The following is a 24,338-nucleotide window of genomic DNA, read 5'->3' as shown; positions in this document are numbered from 1 at the left end:
TCTTTCTGTAGACCACCTCTAGATGATGGTTATAGTGTTAAAGCCATTTGATTGAAAATACAGGATATTCGATGATTATCGAGGAAATGATTTTTAAATTTGGCGCAGGCATCGGTGAGGCGCCGCTAAATTTGGCATCACCAAGTTGCACTATTTTCGTCGGTCCAAATAATTCTGGTAAAAGTTTGATTTTAAGAGAAATAGTGAATTTCTGCAGCATTGGACAGAACCGCACAAATTTTATTCTAGATCAACTTCGATTTAGGCCACACTCCGACGATGACGCCAAGTCCACACTTGCCGATTGGATGCTTGAACCAAAGCATGGCGAAGATGTGAACGCCGATACCGCGATCATTAAGTACGGCTCATCCAGGAACCATGTGCACATTCCGCATTTCTTGGATGCGATGAAAGCACCGAACGCAAATGATCATCGTCGTTCGCATTACGCTAAATACTATGCTCGGAAATTTTTGCTAAATCTTGACGGGCCCGGAAGAATTCAGCTGGTCAACGCACAAGACCGCGGCGACCTAAAAGACCCATCAAATTCATTTGCACGCATTTTTACAGATGATTCCCGTCGCGCGAATATACGCGATATGCTTCACGACGCGCTCGGTCTGTATCTCGGATTCGATATGTCGGAAGGCAGCCAGCTTGTTTTACGTTACGGTAATTCGGAGCCGCCGCCTGAACGGCGAGTGGAAGATGATACGCTGAACTGGATGAAACAAGCATTGCACATCGATCAGGTGAGCGATGGCGTGAAAGCCTTTACGGGCATTCTAATTGAATTGAGGGCTGGTGATCCTCGCGTCATTGTAATCGACGAACCGGAAGCGTTTTTGCATCCTGCTTTAGCATTCAAGCTAGGCAAAGAGATTGCGCGAACTGCAGGCGACGTTGGCAAACACGTTTTTGTGTCAACACATAGCCCCCAGTTTCTGATGGGTGCTATCCAGTCCGGAGCGGCAATAAACGTAGTTCGGCTGACATTCCAGAACGGCGTCGGTACTGCCCGAGTCCTTGAGAACAATGACGTTCAGTTGATGATGCGTGATCCCCTTCTCCGCTCTGCCAATGCTCTTGCAGGTGTCTTTTATGAAAATGTTTTGGTAGCGGAGTCTGATGCGGATAGAGCGTTCTACCAAGAAATAAATGAACGACTGATCGAACACTCGACCAACCGTGGCGCACCCAACACTCTCTTTCTGAATGCTAACGGGAAAGACTCAGTGCATCGCATCGTGCGTCCCCTCCGTAAGCTCGGAATTCCAGTCGCGGCGGTACTTGATATCGATGCGCTGAATCCTGCAACCGATCTTGGACCACATCTCGAAGCGTGTGGGTATCCAAAGCCATTTGACTACGTTCGGCAACAGCGCGGCAGTTCCTGGCAAGCATTAATTGAAACCGGAAAATCTCCAAAATCGGATGGTGGAATATCTTTGCTTAGCGGAACTGAACTTGAGAAGGTCGAAAACCTCCTCGATACGTTGGATAAGTATGGCTTATTTATTTTGCGTCACGGAGAGGTGGAGCATTGGCTTCCCGGTCTTCGAGTCAAACGGAACAAGAAATGGCTGCACCAGATATTTGCAGCGCTCGGAAGCGATCCAAAATTGCCATCCTACATCCTCCCCGATGATAAAGATGTATGGGCGTTCCTAGACAAAGTATCAGCGTGGCTTCAGGACAAGAACCGGCGCGGAATTCCTGGGCCGGGCCGCGAAAGTCAACTGAGTAAGAATTAAATAAGCCATCCTTAACCCGCTGTCCTGCCGGACATCTCCCCCGCGAGGGGGAGGAAGATCATGCTCTGTGAGGTTCGCGAGAAAGGCCCCCCTCTCCGTCTCGGGCTGCGCCCGAGCCACCTCTCCCCCGCAAGCGGGGGCGAGGAAAGGCGCTTTAGCTGTCGCCCATTTTGAGGGCTTCGATGAAGGCCGCCTGCGGAATCTCCACCTTGCCGAACTGGCGCATGCGCTTCTTGCCTTCCTTCTGCTTTTCCAGAAGTTTGCGCTTGCGGGTCACGTCGCCGCCGTAGCATTTGGCCGTCACGTCCTTGCGCAGAGCCGAGAACGGCTCGCGGGCGATCACCTTGCCGCCGATCGCCGCCTGGATCGGGATCTTGAACATGTGCTTGGGGATCAAATCCTTCAGCTTTTCGCACATGGCGCGGCCGCGCTTTTCGGCCGCAGCGCGGTGGACCAGCATTGAGAGGGCGTCGACTGGTTCGTCGTTGACGAGGATCGACATCTTGACGAGGTCGACTTCGCGGTAGTCGGTCAACTGTTAGTCGTTGGAGGCGTAGCACTAGGAGATCGACTTCAGGCGGTCGTAGAAATCGAACACCACCACGATCAGCGGCAGGTCGTAGGTGACCATGGCGCGCTTGCCCACATAGGAGAGGTCGACCTGGACGCCGCGGCGTTCCTGGCACAGCTTCAGGATCGCGCCGAGATAGTCGTCCGGGGTCAGGATCGTCGCCTTGATCCACGGCTCCTCGATGCCGGCGATCTTCATCACGTCCGGCATGTCGGCCGGGTTGTGGAGCTCGATTTCCGAGCCGTCATTCATGGCGAGCTTGTAGACGACCGACGGGGCGGTCGCGATCAGGTCGAGGTCGAACTCGCGCTCCAGCCGTTCCTGGATAATTTCCAGGTGCAGGAGGCCGAGGAAGCCGCAGCGGAAGCCGAAACCCAGGGCAGCGCTGGTTTCCATTTCGAACGAGAACGACGCGTCGTTGAGGCGCAGCTTGCCCATGGCGGCGCGCAGATCCTCGAAATCGGCGGCGTCGACGGGGAAGAGGCCGCAGAAGACCACCGGCTGCGCCGGCTTGAAGCCCGGAAGAGCGGTCGCGGTCGGCTTGCGGTCGTCGGTGATGGTGTCGCCGACGCGGGTGTCGGCCACTTCCTTGATCGAGGCGGTGATGAAGCCGAGCTCGCCGGGGCCCAGATCATCGACCATCACCATCTTGGGCGTGATGACGCCGACGCGGTCGACCGTGTAGCGCGCATTGGTGCCCATCATGCGGACCTGCTGGCCCTTCCTCAGCCGGCCGTCGATGATGCGCACCAGGACGATGACGCCGAGATAGGCGTCGTACCAGCTATCGACCAGCATGGCCTTCAAGGGCGCGGTCTCGTCGCCCTCCTTCGGCGGCGGGAGTTTCGTGACGATCGCCTCCAGCACGTCCTCGATACCGATGCCGGTCTTGGCCGAGATCATCACCGCATCGGACGCGTCGAGGCCGATCACCTCCTCGACCTGCTCCTTGATGCGCTCGGGCTCGGCGGCGGGAAGGTCGATCTTGTTGAGGACGACCACGATCTCGTGGTCGGCGTCGATGGCCTGGTAGACGTTGGCGAGCGTCTGCGCCTCGACGCCCTGGGAGGCGTCGACGACGAGGAGCGAGCCTTCGCAGGCGCGCAAGGAGCGCGAGACCTCGTAGGCGAAGTCGACATGGCCGGGCGTGTCGATCAGGTTCAGGACGTAATGCTCGCCGTCCTTGGCGTCATATTCGAGCCGGACGGTGTTGGCCTTGATGGTGATGCCGCGCTCGCGCTCGATGTCCATCGCGTCGAGCACCTGCTCCTTCATCTCCCGGACCTCCAGCGATCCGGTCATCTGGATCAGCCGGTCGGCAAGCGTCGACTTGCCGTGATCGATATGGGCGACGATGGAGAAATTGCGGATCTTGGAAAGGGGCGTCTTCATGAGCCGCGCTTTAGCAGGGCGGCGGGGGGTTCACAAGCGCGGTGGATGACGCAGGCGGGACGTTCGGGATGGTGTCCGTGCTCTTTTTGGTTGCATTTTTCTGGTATGCAACTTTAACTGGGCGCTCGACGGGACGGGCAGCAAACCGGCGTTGCAAAAGGGGCATCCCTTTGCGCGGTGATTTCGTGCGCCCTCGTTCGGGAGGGGCGCTTGGAGGTCGAGACTTTCATCTCACGCTGGACGGACCGCGATGGCGGCGCCGAGCGCGCGCCAACTACCAGATGTACCTGTCCGAGTTCTGCGACGCCATCGGCGTGTCCCGCCCCGACCCGGCCTGTGCGGAACACGCGCTCAACAATTACGCGTTCGAGCGCGGAGTGAAGCGGCGGGCGAGCGACCCGGTCGTGTCGACGCGGCGCATCGATCTCTACAAGAAGGGCTGCTTCATTCTCGAAGCCAAGCAGTCGCGGCTGCCCGGCGCCAAGAATGCGTTGCCGGACCAGCTCGCCCTGCCCGACATCGCGCCCGAGCGGCTCGGTCGGCGCGGATCGGGGCGCAACTGGGATGCGATGATGTCGAGCGCGCGCAAGCAGGCGGAGGAATACGTCTTCCTGCTCGACGCCGACCATCCGGCACCGCCCTTTCTGATCACCTGCGATGTCGGCCACGCGTTCGAGATCTTTGCTGATTTCAGCGGCAACGGCCGGTCCTACGAGCAATTCGGCGGCCGCAAGGGGTTCCGGGTCTATCTCGAAGATTTGCGCCGGCCCGAAATCCGCCAGATGTTCGCCCGCATCTGGAACGATCCGCTCAGCCTCGATCCGACGCGGCAATCGCTTCAGGTCACCCGGCATATTGCCGAGCGGCTCGCGGCCGTGACACGCTCGCTGGAGCGCCACTATCCACCGGAAGACGTCGCGATCTTCGTCATGCGATGCATCTTCTGCATGTTCGCCGAGGATGTGGACCTTCTGCCCAAGGGCGAGTTTACGCGGCTTCTGGAAGACAGCGCCAAATCTCCCCGATCCTTGGTGCCGCTGCTCGAGGAGTTGTGGTCGAAAATTGATCAGCCGCGCGAGGAGATGCGATTCTTCTCGTATTTTCGCACTCATCTGCGCCACTTCAACGGGAATCTCTATCGCGACGCACGCGCGCTGCCCTTGGAGCGGGAGGAGATCGGCGAACTCGTCGCGGCCGCCCGGCACGAATGGACCAAGGTCGATCCCGCGATTTTCGGGACGCTCCTCGAACAGGCGCTCGACCCCCAAGAAAGACGCAAGCTGGGCGCGCACTACACCCCGCGCGCCTATGTCGAACAACTCGTCTCCGTAACGGTGATGGAGCCTCTTCGCGACGACTGGCGTCGGGCAATGACAAAAGCCGAAGCTGCGAAAGAGGAAGGCGACGACCGCCGCGCGATCGCGCTCGTCCGCGCGTACCACCATCAGCTCTGCACGACGCGCGTGCTCGATCCGGCATGCGGAACGGGCAACTTTCTCTATGTCGGCCTCGAACTGATGAAGAAGCTCGAGGGCGAGGTGCTGGAGACGCTCGCCGATCTGGGCGCCAACGAAATGCTGGGGCTCGAGGCGGAGACGGTCAGCCCACATCAATTTCTCGGGCTGGAGCTCAATCCACGCGCGGCGGCCATTGCCGAACTCGTCGTGTGGATCGGCTATTTGCAACAGCACTACAAGACCCATACCGGCCATCCGGGCGAGCCGATCCTCAAGGCCTTCGAGAACATCAATTTCGGGCGCAAAGACGGATACGATGCCGTTCTGGCTACCGACGACCCGGGCGTTCAGGATCAATGCGCGAGCAGGCCGCCGACGCGCGATCGAACTTTTGCCCACCCGCGACGGCCCGACTGGCCGGAGGCGGAGTTCATCGTCGGCAATCCCCCGTTCATCGGCGGCAAGGATTTGCGGGCACGGCTTGGGTCCAATTATGCGGAGGCCTTGTGGAAGGTGCACGACCACATGAACGAAAGCGCCGACTTCGTCATGTATTGGTGGGACCGGGCGGCCGAACTGCTGACGGCGAAGAAGACGCCGCTCAAGCGCTTCGGGCTCGTTACGACCAATTCGATCAGCCAGATTTTCCAGCGCCGGGTGATGGAACGGCATCTGACGGCGAAGAAGCCGGTCAGCCTGATCTATGCCATTCCCGACCATCCGTGGACCAAGGCCACAAAGGACAGCGCCGCGGTGCGGATCGCGATAACCGTGGGCGAGGCGGGCAAGCGCGAAGGCTTGCTGCTGGAGACGACGCGGGAGGACGGCTTGGGCAGCGACGAACCCAGGATCGAGTATGCCGGGCGTTCCGGCGCCATCAATTCCGATCTTTCGATCGGGGTAGACGTCACGAAGGCAACGGAACTGCTGGCCAATGCAGGGCTGTCATCGCCCGGCGTGAAGCTACATGGGGCTGGGTTCATCGTTACCCGGTCCGAAGCGCAACACCTGGGTTTTGGGCGCATTGAGGGCCTTGAGACCCATATCCGAGAATATCGCAACGGCCGTGACCTCACCGCGCGCTCACGTGATGTGATGGTCATCGATCTTTTCGGATTATCGGCGGCGGAAGCGCGTCAAAAATTTCCGGCTGTCTACCAACATCTTTCAGAGCGCGTGAGATACGACCTCGATGCTAACGGCCAGCCCCGTGTAGACAAAGAGGGTCGGAAACTCGGTCGCGAGTGGAATGCCCGACAAAGCTACAAGGATAGTTGGTGGGTTTTTGGAGAACCGCGGAAGGATCTGCGGCCGGCACTTGAGGGGATTTCTCGCTACATCGGAACGGTCGAGACCACCAAGCACCGTGTCTTCCAGTTTCTCGACGCCTCCGTGCTGGCCGACAACATGATTGTCGTGATCGCCGATGCGGACGCTGCCACGCTGGCCATCCTGTCCAGCCGAATTCACGGAAGTTGGGCCTCCAAGGCCGGCGGCATGCTTGAAGATCGACCCCGATACACAAAGGCGTTTTGCTTCGACCCCTTCCCTTTTCCAGAGATATCGGACGACAACCGCCAGCAACTCCGCGCCACCGGCGAGGAACTCGCCGCGCTGCGCAAGCGTGTGCTCGCCGACCATTCCGACCTGACGCTGACCGGGCTCTACAACGTCCTCGAAAAGCTTAGGGCAGGCGCTCCCTCCACCGCTTCGCGGTCCCCCTCCCCCGTAAACGGGGGAGGATCTGCCCTTACCGACAAGGACGAGGATGTGAAGGCGCGCGGGCTGGTGCTGATCCTGAAGGAACTGCACGAGACGATCGACCGGCTGGCGGCCGAGGCTTATGGCTGGCCGGCGGACCTTTCCGACGAGCAAATCCTGGAGCGGCTGGTGGCGCTGAATGCCGAGCGGGCGCGGGAGGAGGCGGAGGGCCATGTGCGCTGGCTGCGGCCGGACTACCAGATTCCGCGGTTCGCCAAAGGCGCCAAGACCAAAACAGGTGAACTGGACCTCGGAGAGACGGTCGTCGCCATCGATGCGGGCAAGCCCGCCTGGCCGAAGGACCGCCACGAGCAGCCATTGGCCGTCGAGGCGGTGCTGGCTGCGCATGCAGGCCCGATGGACGCGACCACGATCGCCCGCGCATTCAAGGGCGGCGGCAGGAAGATCGAGCCGCGCGTGATGCAGGCCCTCATCAATCTAGCCCGCTATGGGCGCGTGACCGCCCTGGCCGATGGCCGCTTCGCGGCGCGACGGGCGGCGTAGGGCATGGTGCAGACGAGAGGTTTCGGCGCACCATAAAGTATCAATGCGATATATTTCGTGCCGCATGGGTTGTCAGGCCGTCCAGCGGCGGTTAGGTTCCGGCCAAACAAGCCGCAGAGACGTTTTCGTTGAGCCGTGATCTTTTCGAGATCGCGGGCGCGGCGCATTTTGTCTTAATCATATCCAGTGCCGATCGCGATCGGTGGAAAGAGATGTTTTGCAGGATCGAACGAATATCAAGGTAGAGGCCAGATCCATCTTCAAGGTATTTGGCCAGAAGCCGGACGAGGCACTCGGCCTCCTGCGCGACGGGCAGACGAAGGAAGAGATTTTCGAGGCGACGGGCAACACGATCGGAGTGCAGGACGCTTCGTTCGAGGTCGGCGAAGGCCAGATCTTCGTCGTGATGGGGCTTTCGGGTTCCGGCAAGTCGACGCTGGTGCGGATGATCAATGGTTTGATCGCGCCGACCTCCGGGCAGATGCTGATCGACGGAACCGACGTCGCCAATTGCGCACCCAAGGTGCTGCGCGACGTGCGCCGCTCGAAGATCGCGATGGTGTTCCAGCATTTCGCGCTGTTCCCGCACATGACCGTCGCCGACAACGTTTCCTATGGATTGAAGATCAAAGGCATAGGTGCGGACGAGCGGCGTCGCAAGGCCGAGGAGGCGCTGGCGCAGGTGAGCCTCGGCGCCTATGCCGACAGCTATCCCGACGAGCTTTCGGGCGGTATGCAGCAGCGCGTCGGGCTTGCCCGCGGGCTCGCGTCCGACGCTGAAATCCTTCTGATGGACGAGCCGTTTTCGGCGCTCGACCCGCTGATCCGCCGCGACATGCAGGAAGAACTGCTGGAGCTCCAGCGCTCCCTGAAGAAGACCATCATCTTCATCACGCATGATCTCAACGAGGCGCTGATCCTGGGCGACCGCATCGCCATCATGAAGGATGGCCGCTTCGTGCAGGTCGGCACGGCGGAAGAAATCGTCGACCGGCCGGCGGACGACTATGTCGCCGCCTTCACCTCCGACATCGACCGCTCGCGCGTCTTCACCGCCGGCAGCGTCGCCGCGCCGGCAGAGGCGCTCGACATCCGCACCGACACGGCCGAGACGGCCATCGCGCGGATGGAAGCGCTGGGGCGCGACGCGCTGCACGTCACCGAGGGCGATGCGATCCTCGGCGTCGTCGCCTATCGCGACCTGTCCGCCTCGCTGCGCGAGAATGGCGGCGCGCTCCAGGATGCGCTGGTGACCAACTTTCCCAAGGTCGGGCGCACGACGCAGCTCTTCGAGCTCTACCCGCTCGCCGAAAGCGGGCTGCCGATCGCAGTCACCGACCGCAAGGGCAAGCTGATGGGCGTCGTCGCCCCGCAGGACGTCTTCGCCAAGCTCGCCACGCCGGTCGCCGCTTAATCCATCCGCTTGCATTTTCGAAAGGAGGCGCTGTGTTCAGCCCTTCCGACATACTCACCATTCCGCTGGCCGACTGGGTCAACAGCCTCGTTCGCGACTGGCTCGTGCCCAATTTCCGACCGTTCTTCCGCTCGTTGCAATGGCCGATCACGCAGGTCCTGAACGGCCTCGACGGCTTTCTCAACGCCGTTCCGATGCTGCTCTTCACCGCCGTGCTCGCGTTCATCGCCTGGCGCACGGCGGGCCGGGGCGTCGCGATCTTCACGCTGATCGCGCTCGCCTTCATCGACATGATCGGGCTTTGGCCCGAGACGATGACGACGCTGTCCATGGTCATCACGTCGGTTCTGTTCTGTACGGTGATCGGCATTCCGGTCGGCATCCTCGCCGCCGGCAGCGACCGTTTCCAGGCCGTGCTGCGCCCGGTGCTCGACATCATGCAGACGATCCCATCCTTCGTCTATCTGGTGCCGATCGTGATGCTGTTCGGCGTCGGCATGGTGCCGGGCATCATCGCCACCATCATCTTCGCGCTGCCGCCGATCGTGCGGCTGACGAATCTCGGCATCCGCAACGTACGCGAGGATCTGGTCGAGGCGGCGCAATCCTTCGGCTCGACACGCTGGCAGATGCTGTGGGACGTGCAGTTTCCGCTCGCGCTGCGCACCATCATGGCGGGGCTCAACCAGACGCTGATGCTGGCACTTTCGATGGTCGTCATCGCTGCGCTGATCGGCGCGGGCGGGCTCGGCCTCGCCGTCTTCACCGGCCTTGGCCGACTGGACGTGGGTGGAGCGACGGCGGGCGGTGTCGGCATCGTGCTGCTCGCGATCATCCTCGACCGCATCACGCAATCGCTCGGCGAGCCGGCGCGCATGAAGAAGACGTCGCTGCGCGCCACCTTCGCCAATTTCTTTTCCTCCGCCCGCGCGACGCCGGCGAAGGAAGCCTGACGGCCGGTCGATCCGGACCGGTCCGCAAAGTCCTGCCTTCGCAGGCATACCTGAAATGCAAAAGGAGACTTCACCCATGAAGACATCCAACCTGAAAAGACTTCTCGTCGGCACCGTTTCGGCCGCCGCCATTTTCGCAAGCCCGCTTGCCGCATCCGCGCAGGACATGCCGGGCGAAGGCACGACCGTGCGCATGGCGCAGGCGACCTGGGACACCGGCTGGTTCCACGCGGCGATCTACAAGCAGCTCATCGAAGAGCTCGGCTATGCAGTCGAAGGCCCGACCACGCTCGACAACCCGCCCTTCTACCAGGCAGTCGCCCAGGGCGACATCGACCTTTGGGTCAATGGCTGGTTCCCGCTGCACAACACCTACCAGCCGACCTTCGAGGGCTCGGCCGAGATCGTCGGCGCGGTGGCCGAGGGCGGCGCGCTCGAAGGCTACCTGATCTCGGCGGCGGCGGCCGAGGAGTTCGGCATCACCTCGCTGGAAGACTTCAAACGCGACGAGGTCAAGGAAGCCTTCGACCGCGACGGCGACGGCAAGGCCGACATGGTCGCCTGCCCGCCCGGCTGGGGCTGCGAGATCATGATCGAGCACCATATGGACGCCTATGAGCTGCGCGACCACGTGAACACGATCAAGGCCGGCTATTCGGCCTCGATGGCCGATGCGATCGCGGCGCACGAGGCGGGCGAGCCGATCCTGTTCTACACCTGGACGCCGAACTGGACCGTCAACGAATTATCGCCCGGCGAGGACGTCGTGTGGATCGAGGTGCCGGAAGTCAACCTGCCGGACGACATGGCGGACCTCGCCGACGCCGCCACGCGCGAAGGCGTTGCGGGCTGCGTCGCCGATCCGTGCACGCTCGGCTTCCCGGCCAACGACATCGTGCCGGTGGCCAACACGGCGTTCCTGGACGAGAACCCGGCCGTGCGCGTGCTGCTGGGCGAGGCCAGCGTGCCGCTCGATGACATCTTCGCGCAGAACGCTGCCATGAATGACGGCGACGACGACGTCGAGGCGCAGGCCGCGGCATGGATCGAAGAGAACCGCGATCTGGTCGACGGCTGGCTGGAGACGGCGCGCAACGCGTCGTAAGCCTCGGCACTTCCGCGCCAAGGAAAAAGGCGGGCCCTGCGGCCCGCCTTTTTTGCGTCGTCAGTTGCCGGCGGCGATCTTCGGCGGACCCGAAAGAGCGTCCTCGCCGGCATAGGCCTTCGGCAGATTGGCCTCGGCCTCCTTCTCGGTGGCGTACCACTGCTCGTAACGGTAGAGCACGAGATGGTCGCGCGAGAGGCCGCGCACGAGCCCGTACATCATCACGAGGATGACGAAGGCGAAGGGAAAGCCCGCCACGACCGCCGCCGCCTGCAATGCAGACAGCCCGCCGGCAAGCAAGAGCACGGCCGCGATTGCGCCTTCGCTGACGGCCCAGAAGATGCGCTGCACCTTGGGCGGATCGGCCTCGCCGCCGGCCGTCAGCATGTCAATGACGAAGCTGGCGCTGTCGGAGGAGGTGACAAACCACATCACGATCATGACGATCAGCAGACCGGTGACGATCTCGGTCAGCGGATAGAATTCGACGAGGCGGAAGATGGCGTTGCCATAGGCCTCGCGTGTGACGTCGATCAGTCCCGGATTTCCGCCGAGTTCCATCTGGATCGCCACGCCGCCGAAGGCGGTGAACCAGAAGAACATGATCGTCGCCGGAACGAAGAGCACGCCAAGCGTGAATTCGCGCACAGTGCGGCCACGCGAGATGCGCGCGATGAAGATGCCGACGAACGGCGACCAGGAAATCCACCACGCCCAGTAGAAGATCGTCCAGTCGACCTGCCAGTTGGTGCCCGAATAGGCTTCCGACCAGAAGGAGAAATAGACGAACTCGTTGATGTAGTTGCCCATGTTCTCGACGAACGAGTCGAAGATGTAGAGTGTCGGCCCGGCGATCACCATGAAGGCGAGAAGCACGAAGGAAAGCTGGACGTTGAAATTCGACAGGCGTTTGATGCCGCCGTCGAGGCCCAGCATGACCGAAACCGTCGCGAGAAGCGTGATGAAGGCGATCAGGCCGATCTGGATGAAGACGCTGTCGGCGATGCCGAAAAGCGTGCCCAAGCCGGAATTGATCTGCATGACGCCGAGGCCGAGCGACGTGACGACGCCGAACATGGTGCCGAAGACGGCCAGGATGTCGACCGCGTGTCCCCACGGACCGTAGATCCGCTCGCCGATGATCGGATAGAGCGCCGAACGGATGGAGAGCGGCAGGCCCTTGCGGTAGTGGAAATAGGCCAGCGCGCAGCCGACGACGCAGTAGATCGCCCAGCCGTGAAAGCCCCAGTGCAGGAAGGTCAGCACCATCGCCTGCTCGGCGGCGGCGACGCTTTCAGGCTCCTGGAGCGGTGACTCGTAGAAATGGGTCAGCGGTTCGGCGACGCCCCAATAGATGAGGCCGATGCCGATACCGGCAGAGAACATCATCGCGACCCATGAAAAGAGGCCATACTGGGCCCTTTCCGTCTGTGCCCCAAGGCGGATCGAACCGTAGGGGCCGAGGGCGAGATAGAGACTGAGCAGGACGGCCAGATTGGTGACGACGATCAGGAACCAGCCGAAATTGTCGGCTATGCCCGTCTGGGCGCCGAGAAACACCACGCCGGCGGTTTCGGGAAAGATGGCTCCGAAGATGATGAAGCCGACGATGAGAAGTGCGGAAATGGAAAATACCGGGATCGAAACATGGGGAAACGGCCCCAGCCTCCCGGTCGCTACTTTTTCGGCCATACTTTTTCTTGTCCCCCGGGTCCGGGGACCCGTTCAAGCTTTTCGCTCAGGCGCACGAGAACAGGGCTCGCGCGCCACCCCAATCAGAATGTGGCAAAAGCGCGATAGTTCCGAACTTGCTAAAGGAGAGACGCGAGCGGGGACGCCGGCAACAGGCCGACATGAAAGCCTGCATGCGCAATCATCGCGGCCTCGAGATCGTAGCGGGCGAAGAGCGCGCCAAAGAGAAGGCCGAGCGTGGCGTTCCAGAAAAGCGTGCGAAACACGAGTGCCTGCGTGAGGTCCGCGCCGCTCGAGGCGAGGGCCGGCAGATGGCCGAGCGCGAACAGGATCGCGGCGATTGCGATGCCGATCCAGACCTGGTTCGCGGAGGGCCGCGGGGCGTTACGGCCGAATGCTTTCCAGACGAGGAGGACGGCGAGACTCATGACGCCCCAGCGAACGGTGATCTCCTCGACCACGCCGCCATAGAAGATGCCGACGGTGAGGCTTGCGATGCGCCAATTGTCGGTCAATGCCGGGGTCAGACCGTGCGGGTCCTGCCAGAGCGTGCGGGTGGCGTGATCGGCAAGGCCAACGGCGATTCCGGCCGCGATGCCCATGACGGCGAAGAGCGCCGCGCGTGGCGGCAGAAGCGGGACGGCATGGCCAGACGCGCGTTCGGCGATGCGTGAGCGAAAGCCGCAGGCCGGGGCGATGAAGACGCCGGCGATGACGAAGATGGCGAGCATCAACGTCGGGTTGACGACATAGGCCCAGCGCGGCAGGTCGGTGACGGCCGGCAGCGCCAGATAGAGCGCGGCGATGCCGGTAAGCCCGACCGCGAAGAGCGCGAGGGCGGCCGGCAGGCGGCGGATTCTGGGGGCCGGAGCCTGCGCGTTCATGGGTGGATCAGCCTGTCAGTCGTAAGTCAGGTCCGTCGCCTTACCACCGAATATGCGGTAGGCATAGAAGGAATAGCCGATGATGACGGGCAGCACGAAACAGGTTCCGACCAGGATGATGGCGAGGCTTTCCGGCGCCGACGCCGCCTCCCAGATCGTCATCTGGTCCGGCACCACATAGGGATAGAACGAGTAGGCGAGACCGGCAAAGCCCAGCGCGAAAATGCCGGCGAGCACGAGGAACGGCGTGATCGAATGGCGATCATCCTTGTGCGGCAGCTTGAAGGTCAGGAACCAGAGCCAAAGGAACATGGCGCCGGTGATGACCGGCAACGGGGCGACGTAGAAAATCTCCGGCCAGGTGAACCATTTTTCGAAGATGCGCGGGCTGGCGAAGGGTGTCGCCAGCGAGATCGCCACCATGCCGACCGCCGTGAAAACGAGGGCTGACCGCAGGAATCGCACCGCCTTGCGCTGCAACTCGCCCTCGGTCTTGTAGATCAACCAGGCCGCGCCCATCGCGGCGTAGGAGGCGGCGAGGCACAGCGCCACCAGCGCGCCGAAGCCGAACGTCGCCGCGCCGCGCTCCAGCCCCAGCACATAGACGCCGAGCATATAGCCCTGCGCCAGCGAGGCCGTCAGCGAGCCGGCGAAAAACAGGAAGTTCCAGCGATGCTTGCGGTGGAGCGGCACCTTTGCGCGGAAATCGAACGCGACGCCGCGGATGATGAGGCCGAGCAGCAGCACGAAAACGGGCAGGTAAAGCGAGGTCAGGATGATGCCGTGCGCGACCGGGAAGGCGACGAGCAGAAGGCCGACAGCCAGGACGAGCCAAGTTTCGTTCGCGTCCCAGAACGGGCCGATCGAGTTGATCATCGTGTCGCGCTCCTCGTCGGTCGCGACGGAGAACAGGATGCCGATACCGAGGTCGAACCCGTCGAGCACGACATAGATCAGGATCGACAGCCCCATCAGGCCGGCGAAGATCAGGGGCATGGCGATTTGCCAGTCGATGGTCATTTGGCAACCTCCATGCGGGGAAATGCGGAGGAGTTTGGTGCTCGACGGCGTCCCCCTCTGCCCTGCCGGGCATCTCCCCCGCGAGGGGGGAGATCAGTCTCGTCATAGAATCCGCGTGATCTCCCCCCCTGCGGGGGAGATGCCCGGCAGGGCAGAGGGGGGCGTGACAAAGCGAAACCCTTCAACGTCATGACCTATTCCCCCGCCACAGGCTGCGACAATGGCTCATCCTCCACCGCCGGATCGGGCTCGTCGTCGCCTTCCTTGCCGGCTTTCAGCGCCAGATGCGTCAGGACGCCGAGATAGACGACCATCAGGACGAGGTAGAGAACGACGTAGATCGCCAGCGTCAGGGCGACATGGGCGCCGGGGACGGGGGCGACGGCGTCGGCGGTTTTGAGGACGCCGGCGACGAGCCAGGGCTGGCGGCCGATCTCGGTGGTGTACCAGCCGGCGAGCGTGGCGACCCAGCCCGAGAATGCCATGCCGGCAAAGCCATAGGCGAGCGGGACGGGAAGCGCGCCGCGCCGATAAAGGAAGAACGCACCCGCCCATGAGAGCGCCAGCATCGCCATGCCGGTGCCGACCATGATGCGGAAGCCCCAGAAGACGGGCGCGACCGGCGGGTGTTCGCCCTCATAGTCGTTGAGGCCGGGCACGACGCCGTCGGGCGAGTGCTTCAGGATGACGCTCGCCATGTTGGGTATGGCAATTTCGAAACGGTTCTCGCGCGCCTCCTCGTCGGGCCAGGCGAACAGGACGAGCGGCACGTTGGGGCGCGTCTCCCAATTGGCCTCCATCGCGGCGACCTTCTGCGGCTGGTGCTCGAGCGTGTTGAGGCCGTGCATGTCGCCGACGAAGATCTGCACCGGGATCAGGATCGCACCCATATAGATGCCAGTCTTCAGCGCCTTGTGCATCGATGCGGAACGGTCCCCGCGGATGTAGCGCAGTGCCGAGAGGCCGGCGATGAGGAAGGCGACCGTCAGGCCGGACGCGATCAGCATGTGGGTCAGGCGATAGGGGAAGGACGGGTTGAAGACGATGGCGAACCAGTCCGTCGCGTGCGCCACGCCGTCGCGCATCTCGAAGCCGGCTGGCGTCTGCATCCATGAATTCAGCGCCAATATCCAGAAGGCCGACATGGTGGTGCCGAAGGCGACGAGAAAGGTTGCAAGCGTGTGGACGCGGTTCGACACGCGGCGGAAGCCGAAGAGCATGATGCCGAGGAAGACGGCCTCGAGGAAGAAGGCGGTCAGGACCTCGTAGGCGAGAAGCGGGCCGGCGATGTTGCCGACTGTTTCCATGTAGCCCGGCCAGTTGGTGCCGAACTGGAAGCTCATCGTGACGCCGGAGACGACGCCGAGCGCGAAAGACAGCGCGAACACCTTCACCCAGAAGAAATAGGCCTTCATCCAGGCATGGTCGCCGGTGCGGTCGAAGCGCAGCTTGAAGAAGAGAAGGACCCAGCCGAGCGCGATCGTGATCGTCGGGAACAGGATGTGAAACGAAATGTTCGCCGCGAACTGAATCCTGGAGAGGATGAGCGGGTCCATGACGTGGTCCTTGTCGGTTGCCTGAGAGGAACATAGGCCAAGCGGACGGGGCGTCAAAGGCGCGGGCTGTCGCAGGGGCGCCTTGTCGCGCTGCGGCATTTTGACGGGCGGCAACCGTTCGTGGGTTCCTGTCGTATGCGTTGTCTAACCTGTCTGGAGACACGCATGACCCTCGACCGACGCAAGGCGCGGCATCTGATCTTCATTCTCGGCGACCAGCTCTCGCCGGCGATGTCGAGTTTGGCGGATGCCGATCCGGCGCAGGACGTCGTGCTGATGTGCGAGGTCGCGGACGAGACGACCTATGTGCGCCACCACAAGCAGAAGATCGCCTTCATCCTCTCCGCCATGCGCCACTTTGCCGAGGAAATACGGCAGGCCGGGTTTGTCGTCGACTATGTGAAGCTTGGCGACCGCGGCAATTCGGGCAGCTTCAGCGGCGAACTCAAGGGCGCGGTGGAGCGGCATCAGCCGGAATGCGTGATCGTCACCGAGCCTGGCGAATGGCGGGTGATGGAGATGATGCGCGGCTGGGAAGCGGCCGTTGGCTGCCCGGTCGAAATCCGTCCCGACACGCGCTTTCTCGCCAGCCATGACGACTTCGCCGAATGGGCGGCCGGTCGCAAGCAGCTCACCATGGAATATTTCTACCGCGAGATGCGCCGGAAAACCGGGTTCCTGATGGAGGGCGACGAGCCTGCGAGTGGCAAATGGAATTACGATTCGGAAAACCGCAAGCCGGCCGCCGACGATCTCTTCATGCCGCAGCCGAAGCGCTTTCGGCCCGACGAGGTCACGAAGGAGGTCATCGCGCTGGTCGAGAACCGCTTCGCAGACCATTTCGGCACGCTGGAGAAGTTCGGCTGGGCGGTCACGCGCAAGCAGGCGGAGGCGGCGCGCGACGTGTTTCTAGGCGACGCGCTTTCTGCGTTCGGCGACTATCAGGACGCGATGCTGGCCGGGCAGCCTTTCCTCTACCACTCGCTGCTCTCGCCCTACATCAATGTCGGCCTGATCGATCCGCTCGACCTGTGCCGCCGCGTCGATGCTGCATGGCGGGCGGGCGACGTGCCGCTCAATGCCGCCGAGGGCTTCATCCGGCAGATCATCGGCTGGCGGGAATATGTGCGCGGCGTCTACTGGCTGAAGATGCCGGCCTATGGCGAGATGAACTTCTTCGGCGCGACGCGCGCCCTGCCCGATTTCTACTGGACGGGCGAGACCGACATGAATTGCGTGCGGCACGTGGTCGAGGAGACGCGCGACCATGCCTATGCGCACCACATCCAGCGGCTGATGGTGACGGGCACGTTCGCGCTTCTCGCCGGCATCGATCCGCGGCAGGTGCATGAATGGTATCTGGAGGTCTATGCCGATGCCTATGAATGGGTAGAACTGCCGAACGTCATCGGCATGAGCCAGTTCGCCGATGGCGGTATCCTCGGCACCAAGCCCTATGCCGCCAGCGGCGCCTATATCGACCGGATGTCGGATTATTGCGGGTCGTGCCGCTATGACGTGAAGAAGAAGACAGGGCCGGACGCGTGCCCGTTCAACCCGCTTTACTGGGATTTCATGGACAGGAACGCGAAGAAGCTGGCTGGCAATCACAGGTTGGCGCAGGTCTATCGAAACTGGGCGCAGATGGATGGGGAGAAGCGCAGGGCGCATCTGGAAAGCGCGGCGGGGGTGCTGAAGGTGCTCGATGACGCGCCGAAGACTTATGGGCAAGAGCGGGGGTAAGCGGTCGGGGCGAGCGCCCCCTCCACCGCCTTCGGCGGTCCCCCTCCCCCGCGTGGGGGGGGGGGGGGAAAGGGGCGGGCCGGCCGCCCCGGGGGGCCCCCCCCCCCCGTTTCGCGGGGTTGTAACAGGGTCGCGGACGTCCGCAACGGTGGGTCCTCCCCTGCGAAGCGGGGGAGGTGCCGAGCGACTGCGAGGCGGTGGGGGCGTCTTGGCAATGACCCGACCGGATCAGCGCCTGGCATCCACCTTCGCCAGCAGCGCCGTCTTCGTCTTGCGATCACAAAAAGCCGCCTCGATAGCCGTGCGGGTTAGGGCGGTCAGTTCCTTGTCCGACAGGCCGAACTCGTCGCGGCCGATTTCGTATTCGCGCTTGAGCGAGGTCCAGAAATAGGGTGGATCGTCGGAATTGAGCGTCACCTTACAGCCGGCGGCGCGCAGTTTCGAGAAGGGATGCTCGGCGAAGGACGGGTAGACCTTGAGCTCGATATTGGATGCGGGGCACACCTCCAACACCACGCCTTCGTCGACGATGCGCTTGACGAGGTCGGCATCCTCGATGGCGCGGACGCCGTGGCCGATGCGCGAGGGACGGATGTGGTCCAGCGCGTCGCGGACGCTTTGCGGCCCGCCGAACTCGCCGGCATGGACGGTGATGCCGAGGCCGGCCTCGCGGGCGATCTCAAAGGCGCGGACATAATCCTCCATCGTGCCCATGCGTTCGTCGCCGGCGACGCCGAAGCCGGTGACCAGCGGGTGGCCGCACTTGGCGGCGAAGCGCGCGGCCTTCTCGATCGATTCGACGCCGACATGGCGCACCCCGGTGACGATCATGCGGCCCTCGATGCCGGTCTTGGCCTTGGCGCGTGCCATGCCTTCGCCGAGCGCGTCGGTATAAGCCTTGGGCGACAGGCCCGCCGCCTCGGCATGGTCGGGCGAGGTGAAGACCTCGGAATAGATCGCGCCGTCGCGGGCGATGGAGGTGAGGTAATGCTCGGCGAGGCGGGCGTAGTCTTCTTCCGAGCGGAAGAGATCGGCGGCCTCGTCATAGGCTTTCAGGAAGCTGGTGAAATCGTGCCAGACGAACGAGCCGTCCTTGATGAAATGGGAAACGTCCTTGCCGTATTTGCGGGCTTGCGCTTCGACCAGTTCGGGCGCGGCCGCGCCCTCGATATGACAATGCAATTCTGCCTTGAGAACCATTACGGACTTTCTAACTTCGTTGTTCGGCGCGGCTCTTCATCGCGGGCGGGAAGATAGCGCCCCGATGGTCGATCGGCTATGGTCGCCGCGATCTTCAGGACGAAACAGGTGAATTGATGTCGGACGCACGCACCACCGCCCAAGGCGGGATGGAAACTTCCTACGGCTTCCGGCAGGTGGGCGAAGGCGAGAAGCAGCCGCTCGTCAACGACGTGTTCCACAAGGTCGCCGAACGTTACGACGTCATGAACGATTTGATGTCGGCGGGCCTGCACCGGGTGTGGAAGAACGCGATGGTGACGTGGCTGAACCCGCCGCCCCGCCCCGGCTGGAGCGTGCTGGACGTTGCTGGCGGCACCGGCGACATCGCGTTCCGCATCGTCGAGGCGTCCGACCGCAATGCGCAGGCGACCGTGCTCGACATCAATGGCTCGATGCTCGCCGTGGGGCAGGATCGCGCGGTGAAGCGCCAGCTCGACACGCATGTCAATTTCGTCGAGGCAAATGCCGAAGAACTGCCGTTCGAGAACGCGACGTTCGACGCCTATACGATCGCGTTCGGCATCCGCAACGTGCCGCGTATCGACAGGGCGCTGTCGGAAGCCTATCGCGTGCTCAAGCCCGGCGGTCGCTTCCTCTGCCTCGAATTCTCCGACGTCGAGATGCCCGTCCTCGACAAGGTCTACGAGGCGTGGTCGTTCAACGCGATCCCGCAGATCGGCAAAATCGTCGCGGGCGATGGCGAGCCCTATCGCTATCTGGTCGAATCCATCCGCAAATTCCCCAATCAGGCGAATTTCGGCGCGATGATCCGCGAAGCCGGCTTCGACCGGGTGACGTGGCGCAACTATTCGGGCGGCATCGCCGCGCTCCATTCGGGTTGGAAGCTGTGAGGCCGGCCGCTCGATGACCACGCCTGCAGCCTATTTTCGCCTGGCCCATGCCGGCTGGATTCTCGCGCGCGAGGGCGTGATCGCCGCGCTTCCCGGCGATCAGCTCATCGGCGCGCCGCGCGTTGCGTGGCAGTTCGCGCGCAAGCTCGCGCGGCGGCGCTCGCGCGGCCATGACGCCGCCGACCGCATGTCGAAGGCGGTCGACCGGCTCGGCCCGTCCTACGTCAAGCTCGGCCAGTTTCTCGCGACGCGACCCGATGTCGTCGGCACGGACGTCGCCGACCAGCTCGCCCGCCTTCAAGACCAGATGTCGACCTTCCCGACCGCGCTTTCTCGCGCGGAGATCGAGGAATCGCTTGGCCGGCCGGTGGACGAGCTGTTCCTCACCCTCGAAGAGCCGATCGCCGCCGCCTCGATCGCGCAGGTCCATCCCGGCACGATCGATCGGCAGGGACGCGTGGAAAAAGTCGCGGTCAAGGTGATCCGGCCGGGCGTGCGGCGACGGTTCGCCAATGACCTCGAAGGCTTCTTTCTTGCCGCACACATGCAAGAGCGGTTCATTCCTTCCGCGCGCCGGCTGAAGCCGGTGGAAGTGGCCAAGACGCTCGCCCAGACGACGCGGATCGAGATGGACCTGCGGCTGGAGGCGGCCGCGCTTTCCGAACTCGGCGAGAACACGGCCGCCGATCCCGGGTTTCGCGTGCCCTGGGTCGACTGGGAGCGAACGGGCCGCGATGTCATCACGATGGAGTGGATCGACGGCATCAAGATGTCGGATGTCGAGGCGATGCAGGCCGCCGGCCACGACTTCAAGCGCATCGCCGCGAACCTGATCCAGTCCTTCCTGCGCCACACGCTGCGCGACGGCTTCTTCCATGCCGACATGCACCCGGGCAACCTCTTCGTCGAGCCCGACGGCACCATTGTCGCGGTCGATCTCGGCATAGCCGGGCGGCTCGGCAAGAAGGAGCGCCGGTTCCTCGCCGAAATCCTCTACGGCTTCATCACGCGCGACTATGTGCGCGTCGCCGAGGTGCATTTCGAGGCCGGCTACGTGCCGCGCACCCATGACGTGCGTGCCTTCGCGCAGGCGATCCGCGCGATCGGCGAGCCGATCCACGGCCAGCCGGCCGAGACGATCTCGATGGCGCGGCTTTTGACGCTGCTTTTCGAGGTGACCGAACTCTTCGACATGGAGACGCGCTCCGAACTGCTTCTCCTGCAAAAGACCATGGTCGTCGTCGAGGGCGTCGCCCGCTCGCTCGACCCGGCGTTCAACATGTGGAAGACGGCCGAGCCTGTCGTCGGCGACTGGATACGCGCCAATCTCGGTCCGCGCGGCTTTGCGGAAGACGCCCGCGATGCCGCCTTCGCGCTCGCCGCTCTCGCCCGCCAGGCGCCCGACATCGCCGCACGCACCGAGCGCCTGTCGCGCGAGGTCGACGCCATGGCCGAAAACGGGCTGCGCTTCGACGACGAAACAGCGGCGAAGATCGGCAAGGCGGAAGCGCGGCATACGCGCTCCGGGCGGATCGCGCTTTGGGTGATCGCCGCAACGTTGGTGTGGATCGCGGTCCAGGCGACCTGACGGAACCCCAATTTGACTGCAATGACAGCATTGCCTACATTGCAGTCAAGGAGACTGTCATGGCCACAATGACCATCAGGAATGTCCCGGACGATGTGAAGCAGACCCTTCGCGTCATGGCAGCGGAGGACGGACGTTCTCTGGAGGACTCCCTGCGCCAACTCGTGCTCGACAAGGCGAGAGGGCCTGAGGGGCGTACCACCCGCATCGATGCCAGCGAAATCATGCGACGCGCCGCCGCGCTTGAAAGCGACCCGCCAAAAGACCGCCGGTTCGAGCACTACTCGCAAAAGGAACTGAGCGACACCCTCTGCGGCGTCTACGACGATTTGATCTGATGGTCATCGATTCGTCCGCGATCATTGCGATTGCGAGGAGGGAGCCGGAGGCCGCCGAGTTCGCCGCCGCACTCGCCAATACGCCGGGTAAGATCATGGCGACACCGACTTATCTCGAATGCGCCTTCGTGCTCGCGGGAATCGCACCTAATTTGGGAATGCCGTTCCTCCGCGATCTGGTCGCCGACACGCTGATCACACTGGTTCCCTTTGGACCGGCCGAACTCGACGTCGCGCTTGACTGCCGGCTCCGGTTCAGCCGCGGCTCCGGCCATCGGGCCAAGCTCAGTTTCGGCGACTGCTTCTCCTACGCGCTGGCGAAGTCGCGGAACATGCCGCTTCTGTTCAAGGGCGACGATTTCGTCCATACCGACATCGAGCCGGCGCTGAAGCCGGCGCGATGACGAGCGCAGCATGACCCTTTCGAATACGCGCATTCTCCTGATCATTTCCGGCGGGATCGCGGCGTACAAGTCGCTGGACCTGATCCGCCGGTTGCGCGAGCGCGGGGCGAAGGTTCGGTGCGTGATGACGAAGGGGGCGCAGGAGTTCGTGACGCCGCTTGCGGTCGGTGCGCTGTCGGCTGATCACGTTTTCACCGAACTCTTCGACCGGCAGGCCGAGCACGATGTCGGCCATATCCGGTTGTCGCGCGAGGCCGATCTGATCGTCGTCGCGCCTGCCACCGCCGACCTGATGGCGAAGATGGCGCATGGGCTGGCGGACGATCTCGCCTCGACCGTGCTTCTGGCGACGAACAAGCCGGTGCTGGTCGCGCCGGCGATGAACCCGGCGATGTGGCGCCATGCTGCGACGCGCCGCAGCCGGGCGACGCTGGAGGCCGACGGTATCCGCTTCGTCGGGCCTGCGCGGGGCGAGATGGCGGAGAGCAACGAGGCGGGCGAAGGCCGGATGGCCGAGCCGCTGGAGATCGTTGCGGCGGTCGAGGCGCTCTTGGGCGACGTGGAAAAGCCGCTTGCCGGCAAGCGCGTCATCGTCACGTCGGGCCCGACGCAAGAGCCGATAGACCCGGTGCGCTATATCGCCAACCGCTCGTCGGGCAAGCAGGGCCACGCGATCGCCGCGGCGCTGGCAAGGCTCGGCGCGGATGTGCGGCTCGTCTCCGGTCCCGTCTCTATCCCTGATCCGGCCAACGTGACGACGGTGCATGTCGAGACGGCACGGCAGATGAAGGCGGCGGTCGACGCCGCGCTGCCGGCCGATGCCGCGATCTTCGTCGCCGCCGTCGCCGACTGGCGCCCGGAGGCCGAGAATGGCGAGAAGATCAAGAAAGTGACCGGCGCGGGTGCTCCGAGCCTTTCCATGACCGAGAACCCCGACATCCTCGCGGCGATCGGCCACCATGCCGAGCGGCCCAAGCTCGTCATCGGCTTTGCCGCCGAGACCGAGAAGCTGCTCGACCACGCGGCAGCCAAGCTCGATCGCAAGGGCGCGGACTTCATCGTCGCCAACGACGTCTCGGCCGCGGGCGCGACGTCGGCGGGCGGCATCATGGGCGGGGCGAACAATCGCGTCACCATCGTCTCGCGCGCTGGCACCGATGCCTGGCCCGAAATGACCAAGGACGAAGTCGCGGCAAAGCTCGCCAGCCTCGTCGCCGAGCGGCTGCGCGACTGATCGGGATGGAAAAGCGGCGCGACAGCCAGGCATTGAAAGCGCTCCTCGGAGTCCGCCAGCTCGTGCTCGGCGGTTCGGTCCAGCCCGGCCAACGTCTTTCCGAAATCGGCCTCTCCGAACAACTCGAAATCTCGCGCACGCCGCTGCGCGCCGCCCTCGCGCGGCTGGAGCAGGAAGGATTGCTGGAGCCGCTGCCCTCGGGCGGCTACACCGTTCGCGCCTTCACGCTCGCCGACGTGATCGACGCGATCGAGCTGCGCGGTGTGCTTGAGGGAACGGCGGCGCGGTTGGCGGCCGAGCGCGGCGTCGCGCCCGAGCGGCTGAAAGCGATCCGCGACCTCGTCGACGAGCTCGACACCTGCTTTCGCGAACGGCCGGAGGACATGCTCTTCGACCAGTATGTCGAGCTCAACACCGAGTTTCACGCCATGCTCGCAGGGCTTGCGGGCAGCGAGACCATGCGGCGCGAGGTCGAGCGGGCGATGCACCTGCCCTTCGCCTCGCCCAGCGCCTTCCTCGAAAACCAGGCGGACGTGCTCGCCTTTCGCCGCTCGCTCAGCCATGCCCAGCGCCAGCACCGCGACATCGTCGAGGCGATCGCGATGCGCGAGGGTGCGCGGGCAGAGGCGCTCGGCCGCGAACATGCACGGCTCGCCCGCAAGAATCTCGACTTCGTGGTCGGCGAGGCGCCGAACCTGATCGGCCGCGTGCCCGGACTGTCGCTGATCGCAACCTGATCTCTGTATACAGAAATTCATTGATTGCGGCCATGTCAGCTTGACTTCGGTCATTTCCGCGCCATTCTGTATCCAACGACGCGCGTTGCCGGCCTTCCAAGCCTGCCGACGACGCGTCGCATCATCATTCCC

The 24,338-nt window shown here is 63.4% G+C and carries 17 protein-coding genes and 2 pseudogenes; 13 read left to right on the top strand and 6 right to left on the bottom strand.

Translation table 11 applies throughout. The features are described 5' to 3' along the window. Positions 1 to 71: 71 nt before the first annotated feature. Positions 72 to 1,760, top strand: a complete 1,689-nt coding sequence (locus ACT6QU_RS05750; protein ID WP_444836535.1) for an ATP-dependent nuclease — start codon at positions 72 to 74, stop codon at positions 1,758 to 1,760. A gap of 154 nt (positions 1,761 to 1,914) precedes the next feature. On the opposite strand, the pseudogene lepA reads toward ACT6QU_RS05750, so the two are convergent. Continuing rightward, a pseudogene (gene lepA, locus ACT6QU_RS05745) lies at positions 1,915 to 3,723 on the bottom strand (translation elongation factor 4). 68 nt (positions 3,724 to 3,791) lie between these two features. Here lepA and ACT6QU_RS05740 point away from each other — a divergent pair. The 5 genes and pseudogenes from ACT6QU_RS05740 to proX all read left to right on the top strand — a co-directional run. Next, positions 3,792 to 4,559 (top strand): annotated as a pseudogene (locus ACT6QU_RS05740) (type IIL restriction-modification enzyme MmeI); the annotation flags it as partial. 111 nt (positions 4,560 to 4,670) lie between these two features. Then, the gene (locus ACT6QU_RS05735) at positions 4,671 to 7,445 is read left to right on the top strand and encodes a class I SAM-dependent DNA methyltransferase (protein ID WP_444836865.1); all 2,775 of its coding nucleotides are present in this window, start codon (positions 4,671 to 4,673) and stop codon (positions 7,443 to 7,445) included. Positions 7,446 to 7,662: 217 nt separating this feature from the next. Then, on the top strand, positions 7,663 to 8,859 hold the full coding sequence (locus ACT6QU_RS05730) for a quaternary amine ABC transporter ATP-binding protein (protein ID WP_444836532.1): 1,197 nt from the start codon (positions 7,663 to 7,665) through the stop codon (positions 8,857 to 8,859). 32 nt (positions 8,860 to 8,891) lie between these two features. Then, the gene (locus ACT6QU_RS05725) at positions 8,892 to 9,812 is read left to right on the top strand and encodes an ABC transporter permease (protein ID WP_444836531.1); all 921 of its coding nucleotides are present in this window, start codon (positions 8,892 to 8,894) and stop codon (positions 9,810 to 9,812) included. A 76-nt stretch (positions 9,813 to 9,888) separates the two neighbouring features. Continuing rightward, positions 9,889 to 10,917, top strand: a complete 1,029-nt coding sequence (gene proX / locus ACT6QU_RS05720) for a glycine betaine/L-proline ABC transporter substrate-binding protein ProX (RefSeq protein ID WP_444836530.1) — start codon at positions 9,889 to 9,891, stop codon at positions 10,915 to 10,917. Positions 10,918 to 10,977: 60 nt separating this feature from the next. Here the strand turns inward: proX and ACT6QU_RS05715 are convergent, their stop codons facing one another. The 4 genes from ACT6QU_RS05715 to ACT6QU_RS05700 form a co-directional block, all read right to left on the bottom strand. Next, entirely contained in the window at positions 10,978 to 12,609 is a 1,632-nt protein-coding gene (locus ACT6QU_RS05715) for a BCCT family transporter (RefSeq protein ID WP_444836529.1), read from the bottom strand. 119 nt (positions 12,610 to 12,728) lie between these two features. Continuing rightward, positions 12,729 to 13,493 carry a CPBP family glutamic-type intramembrane protease gene (locus tag ACT6QU_RS05710; RefSeq protein WP_444836528.1) on the bottom strand — a complete coding sequence of 255 codons (765 nt, stop codon included), beginning with the start codon at positions 13,491 to 13,493 and terminating at the stop codon, positions 12,729 to 12,731. Positions 13,494 to 13,508: 15 nt separating this feature from the next. Beyond that, positions 13,509 to 14,513 carry a cytochrome d ubiquinol oxidase subunit II gene (locus ACT6QU_RS05705; protein ID WP_444836527.1) on the bottom strand — a complete coding sequence of 335 codons (1,005 nt, stop codon included), beginning with the start codon at positions 14,511 to 14,513 and terminating at the stop codon, positions 13,509 to 13,511. A 194-nt stretch (positions 14,514 to 14,707) separates the two neighbouring features. Then, a complete protein-coding gene (locus tag ACT6QU_RS05700; RefSeq protein ID WP_444564336.1) occupies positions 14,708 to 16,069 on the bottom strand; it encodes a cytochrome ubiquinol oxidase subunit I in 1,362 nt (453 codons plus the stop codon). A 165-nt stretch (positions 16,070 to 16,234) separates the two neighbouring features. Between ACT6QU_RS05700 and ACT6QU_RS05695 the strand changes: the two genes are divergently transcribed. Beyond that, on the top strand, positions 16,235 to 17,812 hold the full coding sequence (locus ACT6QU_RS05695) for a cryptochrome/photolyase family protein (protein WP_444564335.1): 1,578 nt from the start codon (positions 16,235 to 16,237) through the stop codon (positions 17,810 to 17,812). Positions 17,813 to 18,040: 228 nt separating this feature from the next. Here ACT6QU_RS05695 and ACT6QU_RS05690 read toward each other — a convergent pair whose 3' ends face one another. Further along, positions 18,041 to 19,012 carry an adenosine deaminase gene (locus tag ACT6QU_RS05690; protein WP_444564334.1) on the bottom strand — a complete coding sequence of 324 codons (972 nt, stop codon included), beginning with the start codon at positions 19,010 to 19,012 and terminating at the stop codon, positions 18,041 to 18,043. A gap of 116 nt (positions 19,013 to 19,128) precedes the next feature. Here ACT6QU_RS05690 and ubiE point away from each other — a divergent pair, with 116 nt between their 5' ends. Genes ubiE through ACT6QU_RS05660 form a run of 6 tightly spaced genes read left to right on the top strand, consistent with a single transcriptional unit; the run spans position 19,129 to position 24,206 of the window. Then, the gene (ubiE, locus tag ACT6QU_RS05685) at positions 19,129 to 19,905 is read left to right on the top strand and encodes a bifunctional demethylmenaquinone methyltransferase/2-methoxy-6-polyprenyl-1,4-benzoquinol methylase UbiE (protein WP_444564333.1); all 777 of its coding nucleotides are present in this window, start codon (positions 19,129 to 19,131) and stop codon (positions 19,903 to 19,905) included. A gap of 13 nt (positions 19,906 to 19,918) precedes the next feature. Next, positions 19,919 to 21,493, top strand: a complete 1,575-nt coding sequence (ubiB, locus tag ACT6QU_RS05680) for a 2-polyprenylphenol 6-hydroxylase (protein ID WP_444564332.1) — start codon at positions 19,919 to 19,921, stop codon at positions 21,491 to 21,493. Between the two features lie 59 nt (positions 21,494 to 21,552). Then, entirely contained in the window at positions 21,553 to 21,831 is a 279-nt protein-coding gene (locus ACT6QU_RS05675) for a FitA-like ribbon-helix-helix domain-containing protein (RefSeq protein WP_444564331.1), read from the top strand. Beyond that, complete coding sequence (locus ACT6QU_RS05670; RefSeq protein WP_444564330.1) at positions 21,831 to 22,235, top strand: type II toxin-antitoxin system VapC family toxin; 405 nt, start codon at positions 21,831 to 21,833, stop codon at positions 22,233 to 22,235. The genes ACT6QU_RS05675 and ACT6QU_RS05670 overlap by 1 nt, the downstream gene beginning before the upstream one ends. A 10-nt stretch (positions 22,236 to 22,245) precedes the next feature. Beyond that, positions 22,246 to 23,469 carry a bifunctional phosphopantothenoylcysteine decarboxylase/phosphopantothenate--cysteine ligase CoaBC gene (gene coaBC, locus ACT6QU_RS05665; RefSeq protein WP_444564329.1) on the top strand — a complete coding sequence of 408 codons (1,224 nt, stop codon included), beginning with the start codon at positions 22,246 to 22,248 and terminating at the stop codon, positions 23,467 to 23,469. 5 nt (positions 23,470 to 23,474) lie between these two features. Then, entirely contained in the window at positions 23,475 to 24,206 is a 732-nt protein-coding gene (locus ACT6QU_RS05660) for a GntR family transcriptional regulator (protein WP_029660312.1), read from the top strand. Positions 24,207 to 24,338: the final 132 nt, after the last annotated feature.

Source organism: Aliihoeflea sp. (assembly GCF_052435475.1).
Lineage (GTDB): Bacteria > Pseudomonadota > Alphaproteobacteria > Rhizobiales > Rhizobiaceae > Aliihoeflea.
Note: the sequence above shows the minus strand (reverse complement) of the source record. Positions and strands in the feature narration are given on the sequence as shown.

Coding starts and splice junctions, on each gene's coding strand:
- ACT6QU_RS05710 (WP_444836528.1), bottom strand. CDS start 13,493: ATGAACGCGCAGGCTCCGGCCCCCAGAATCCGCCGCCTGCCGGCCGCC.
- ACT6QU_RS05670 (WP_444564330.1), top strand. CDS start 21,831: ATGGTCATCGATTCGTCCGCGATCATTGCGATTGCGAGGAGGGAGCCG.
- ACT6QU_RS05715 (WP_444836529.1), bottom strand. CDS start 12,609: ATGGCCGAAAAAGTAGCGACCGGGAGGCTGGGGCCGTTTCCCCATGTT.
- proX (WP_444836530.1), top strand. CDS start 9,889: ATGAAGACATCCAACCTGAAAAGACTTCTCGTCGGCACCGTTTCGGCC.
- ACT6QU_RS05675 (WP_444564331.1), top strand. CDS start 21,553: ATGGCCACAATGACCATCAGGAATGTCCCGGACGATGTGAAGCAGACC.
- ACT6QU_RS05695 (WP_444564335.1), top strand. CDS start 16,235: ATGACCCTCGACCGACGCAAGGCGCGGCATCTGATCTTCATTCTCGGC.
- ACT6QU_RS05690 (WP_444564334.1), bottom strand. CDS start 19,012: ATGGTTCTCAAGGCAGAATTGCATTGTCATATCGAGGGCGCGGCCGCG.
- ACT6QU_RS05660 (WP_029660312.1), top strand. CDS start 23,475: ATGGAAAAGCGGCGCGACAGCCAGGCATTGAAAGCGCTCCTCGGAGTC.
- ubiE (WP_444564333.1), top strand. CDS start 19,129: ATGTCGGACGCACGCACCACCGCCCAAGGCGGGATGGAAACTTCCTAC.
- ACT6QU_RS05700 (WP_444564336.1), bottom strand. CDS start 16,069: ATGGACCCGCTCATCCTCTCCAGGATTCAGTTCGCGGCGAACATTTCG.
- ACT6QU_RS05735 (WP_444836865.1), top strand. CDS start 4,671: ATGTTCGCCGAGGATGTGGACCTTCTGCCCAAGGGCGAGTTTACGCGG.
- ACT6QU_RS05705 (WP_444836527.1), bottom strand. CDS start 14,513: ATGACCATCGACTGGCAAATCGCCATGCCCCTGATCTTCGCCGGCCTG.
- coaBC (WP_444564329.1), top strand. CDS start 22,246: ATGACCCTTTCGAATACGCGCATTCTCCTGATCATTTCCGGCGGGATC.
- ubiB (WP_444564332.1), top strand. CDS start 19,919: ATGACCACGCCTGCAGCCTATTTTCGCCTGGCCCATGCCGGCTGGATT.
- ACT6QU_RS05750 (WP_444836535.1), top strand. CDS start 72: ATGATTATCGAGGAAATGATTTTTAAATTTGGCGCAGGCATCGGTGAG.